Raw genomic sequence first — 4,514 nt, 5'->3', positions numbered from 1 at the left:
AGTTTGTGTAGGCATTTTTGCACTTTTAAGTACGGTTTCGCTGATTACACCGTGGAAACTTTCCACATTAACAGCTCCGATGACTGGTTCGATCGTGCCGATCGCCAAGCACTTTTTTACTGATTTCCTATTACCATTCGAGCTAGCTTCTGTACTGTTATTGATGTCGATGGTGGGCGCAATTATCCTCGCCCGTCGCGATTTCTTACCCAACACTGTCTCTGGGGTAACTTCGACACCAGACAGCCTCACGCTACCAGAGCGTCCGCGCGAGTTGGCTGGGGTGGATAAGTAATTAGTCGATCGTCGTAGGGTGTGTTATCGCGAAGCGTAATGCACCTCAGGAAATATCTGGTATAAACCTCATGAATTATTTAGGATTGCTAACTTGAATGTTTAGCGAGATCGATACGCACACCCGAACCGGAAATTTTTAGAATAATTACTACTTAAATCATGTTGCAATTACAATATTTTTTGATTTTAGCTGCCGCGCTATTTTGTATTGGCATTTATGGATTGGTGGTGAGTCGAAATGCCGTGCGGGTGTTAATGTCGATCGAGTTAATGCTCAATGCTGTCAATCTTAACCTGATGGCTTTTTCTAACTACATCGATCCTGCCGAGATCAAAGGCCAAGTATTTACGGTCTTTGTCATTGCGATCGCCGCAGCAGAAGCGGCAGTGGGACTGGCGATCGTCCTATCGATCTATCGCAACCGCGATACTGTGGATATGGAGCAATTTAATCTGCTCAAGTGGTAATTTGCTGTGAGAGTAGGCGTTAACAGATCGAGACAAAGAGATAAGGAGTAGGGAGTAGAACGGTGTAAGATCGTCATGGAAGTGCAAGTGGGTGGTGCCGTCTACCCTGCAAAGCCGCACTGTACGACTTACAACTTAGCTTTAACTTGCGACTTATTTTGATAAATTCTTTGTGGCAACGCCTAACATTATCAGATTTCTCCGTAGATAAATGGGTTGATGCTAGTTATCTGCATCGCTGGGTTGGCAGTCTCCAAGCTTGGCGGCACCAAAGTTGGGTGATGCAGTGGGGCGATGAGATTGGTGCGATTTTGACTTCGGTTGTCTTTGTCATTGCTCCGTTCGTACCGTCGATTCCAGGATTGTCTACCGAGCTAATTGCACTCATTCTGGGTGGAGTAGCGGCTTTTTGGGTACTGCTGACATTGACAGACAAACGCGGTGGTGGCATCACGCCCATTCATGTGACGCTGTTGGCGTTTTGGGCGGTGTCCGCGCTCTCGACGGCATTGTCGCCAGCCAAAGAGGCAGCACTGAGAGGACTAAATTTAGTTAGCCTCTACTTAATTTTATTTGTGATGCTGGCGCGGTTGTGTCGATCCACTCGGATTCGGAATTGGTTAATTGGGATTTACCTGCACGTGGCGTTGATTGTCAGCGTGTATGGCGTCCATCAATCGATTTATGGTGCCAAACAATTGGCGACTTGGGTCGATGCTGAGTCTACATTGGCGAAGACGACGCGGGTTTATAGCTACCTAAATAATCCTAATCTCTTAGCTGGCTATCTGTTACCCGCGATCGCGTTTAGTATCGCGGCTTGTTTTATGTGGCGCGGTCGGTTGCCGAAAATGTTGGCAGTAGTAATGGTGTTAGTCGATACCTACTGCTTGCAGATGACATACTGCCGTGGGGCTTGGGTCGGGGCATTTTTGGGCTTATTGGTTGCAGCAGGGTTGGTTTATTATTGGCTGCGACCGGGATTGCCAAAGTTTTGGCGATCGTGGGCGTTACCGATCGCGTTAGGCTCGATCTTGGCGATTGTGGGGGTGGGAATGCTGCTGATTCCCAGCCTGCGAGATCGGGTATTGAGTATTTTTAGCGGTAGCAAAGATAGTAGTAATAACGTCCGCTTGGAGGTCTGGAAAGCGGTCGGCAAGATGATTCACGATCGACCGCTGTGGGGCTTTGGCCCTGGAGATCGGGTGTTTAAGAAGGTTTATCCGATTTATCAAACTAGCCCGCGATTCAGCGCGCTCGGGGCTTATTCGATCTTTCTCGAAACGATCGTCGAGATCGGCTATCTGGGCTTTGCTGCCTTGCTGTGGGCGATCGTGGTGACATTAAATTGTGGATTTAAAGGCTTGGCCTCTTTGCGCCAAACTGGCGACCGGCAAGCTGTGTGGCTGATTGCCGCGATCGTGTCGATCGTCGCCCTCCTCGGTCAAGGTACGACCGATACGGAATGGTATCGCCCGCAGATTCAAACACTTTGGTGGTTGCTAGTGGGGATCGTGGCGAGTTTTTATCCGGGGCTAGAGGAGTCAAATCGCGGTATATTACCAACAACCGAAACCAGCGATCGCGATCTATCTGATGCCTAATTTACTCGCCCTGATTCCTGGCTCGACTTGGAAACATCCCCATCCCCGCTTGCAGCAAGCCTGGAACTTTGCCAGGATTGGGTTCTTAATTTTTCCGGTGTTACCCGCGATCGGGGTATTCCCGATCTTTTTTGCATTAGTCTTGACGTGGAAAAACGCCACATCTGTAATTCTGGCGCATCGGGTCAACTGGTTGATGGCATTATGGAGTGTGTGGTCGATCGGGGTGTCATTATTTGGCGTCGATATTGGCGATGCCCTGCTCGGTTTGGCTAATTTATTACCTCTGTTTGCCTTTTTTGCGGCTTATAGCGTCCTAATTCAAAGCACCGATCAATTGCGGCAATTGGCTTGGATCTTATTACTATCGGCAATCCCAGTAATGTTGTTGGGATTTGCCGAGCTGTGGCTGCATTGGGGTGGCGATCTAGCGATCGGGGGGACGCCAATTCACATTTTAGGTTTGCATCCTGGTGGCAATCCGCTCGGTCGGATGGCATCGCTATTTGGCTATGCTACGGGACTGGCAGAATACTTGCAGATGGTGTTCGTGTTAGCTCTAGGATTGTGGGTGGATGCTTGGGAACATCGGGGTGTGGCAGATTTCCAGGAGTCTTTAGCTAAGAAGAAGCCGATCGAGTTTTGGCGATCGCCAAAAATAATTTATCTAACGGGATTTTTGGCAATCTGCGGCACAGCTTTGCTGCTGACTAGCTCTAGATCGGCTTGGGGCGGCGCGATCGTCAGTTTATCGATCTTCGCCCTCTATCAAGCTTGGTATTGGTGGCTGGGATTGGTATCGGCAGCACTGGCGATCGTCTTCAGCTCGGCATATGCACCCTCTCCGCTCAAAGAACCCCTGCGCGCGATCGTCCCCCGCTATGTGTGGGCGAGAATTACCGATGAAATGTATCCAGATCGGCCAGAAGCTCTAACGCGGGTGTCCCAGTTCAAATTTGCCTGGAAACTAATTGAAGAACGCCCCGTGACTGGTTGGGGCTTACAGAGTTTTGGCAGATTGTATCAAGCTTACAGTCAGACTTGGGTACCCCAGCCGCACAATATCGTGTTAATGCTCTCATCGAGTCTGGGTTTACCAGCCACGATCGGCTTAATCGCCATTGTCGGCTGGATTGTTGCGCGCGGCACGATCCTATTTCTAGATTTCCCGATCGAGTGGCGATCGTCGCGCACGATTTTTTTCACCTTTCTAATCGCCTTTGGAGGGTTTATCATGTTTAACATGACTGATGTCACGCTCCCCGATCTGCGCTTGAATACCCTAGCTTGGTTGTTGCTGGCGAGTATCTGCGGGTTGTATTATCAGTCGCAGCCATCACGACGATCGCGAGTAACCGAGTAACTCTCTATTTGCAACTATTTGCTAGTGAATAGTCAACAACATCAAACTTACTACGATCTCTTAGGCGTCTTTCCTAGTGCCTCCGAGATCGATATCCGGCGTGCCTATCGGGAACTCAGCAAAAAATATCATCCCGACACCACCACTCTCAATACCACCACCGCCACCGCCAAATTTCAAGCTTTGAATGAAGCCTACGCCACCATCAGCCATCCCGATCGCCGATCGGCCTACGATCTGAAGATCGGCTATTCGCGACTATTTGTGGTGCAAACTCCCTCCAGTTTTAATCGCCCCCCTGTTGCCGACACTTCTCCCTTACCCAATCGTCCGCGATATCGATCGTATATCGGCCCAACCGAGCGTCCGCTGTCTGGGGGCGAGATTTTTGCACTCTTTATGTTGATCTCGACCTTCCTCGGCTGTTTGTTATTGGCGGTATTGCTTGGAATTGCTAGAGGTGAGATCTCTTAAGAGGTGAGAGAGCCAAACCCAACACAATCTACCAGAGTTTCTTCGATTTGTAGCAACTGCCAAGACTGTTAGGACAATGCGACCATTACTGCTACATCCCCGACTTCTTCGAGAAGTCGGGGATGTGTCTTAACCATGTGCCGATCGACAAGGTCATGGTAAATCGATTAAGACCGCTGTAGCGGATTGATAACGATCGCGAAAATGATAGGCGACCATTTTATCCAAGACCCGCATCAGTTGTGGATCGATCGAGACCAAATCGTGCCAGATCGCGTCACCCGTATGTTCGTCAACAGGTAAATAAC

Annotated in this window: 5 protein-coding genes; all 5 read left to right on the top strand. The window is 49.4% G+C overall.

Annotated features, from left to right (window positions below):
* Nucleotides 1-295: NADH-quinone oxidoreductase subunit J (locus RMO84_RS10355; protein ID WP_310488385.1), on the top strand; the 295-nt coding region annotated here is incomplete at its 5' end.
* A 164-nt stretch (nt 296-459) separates the two neighbouring features.
* Complete coding sequence (gene nuoK, locus RMO84_RS10350; protein ID WP_310488386.1) at nt 460-765, top strand: NADH-quinone oxidoreductase subunit NuoK; 306 nt, start codon at nt 460-462, stop codon at nt 763-765.
* 170 nt (nt 766-935) lie between these two features.
* A complete protein-coding gene (locus RMO84_RS10345; RefSeq protein WP_310488384.1) occupies nt 936-2,369 on the top strand; it encodes an IctB family putative bicarbonate transporter in 1,434 nt (477 codons plus the stop codon).
* Nucleotides 2,362-3,732 (top strand): O-antigen ligase family protein, encoded by a 1,371-nt coding sequence (locus tag RMO84_RS10340; protein WP_310488383.1) that lies wholly within the window; start codon nt 2,362-2,364, stop codon nt 3,730-3,732. Before RMO84_RS10345 ends, RMO84_RS10340 begins: the two co-directional genes overlap by 8 nt.
* Nucleotides 3,733-3,756: 24 nt before the next feature.
* Nucleotides 3,757-4,206, top strand: coding sequence for a J domain-containing protein (locus tag RMO84_RS10335; protein ID WP_310488382.1), 450 nt, complete (start codon nt 3,757-3,759; stop codon nt 4,204-4,206).
* Nucleotides 4,207-4,514 lie beyond the last annotated feature (308 nt).

Source organism: Chamaesiphon sp. VAR_69_metabat_338 (genome assembly GCF_031423935.1).
Lineage (GTDB): Bacteria > Cyanobacteriota > Cyanobacteriia > Cyanobacteriales > Chamaesiphonaceae > Chamaesiphon.
This window is presented reverse-complemented; position numbering and strand designations above follow the sequence as displayed.

What these genes read in the sequence shown, in the direction of transcription:
- RMO84_RS10340 (WP_310488383.1), top strand. Translation starts at nt 2,362, where the DNA reads ATGCCTAATTTACTCGCCCTGATTCCTGGCTCGACTTGGAAACATCCC.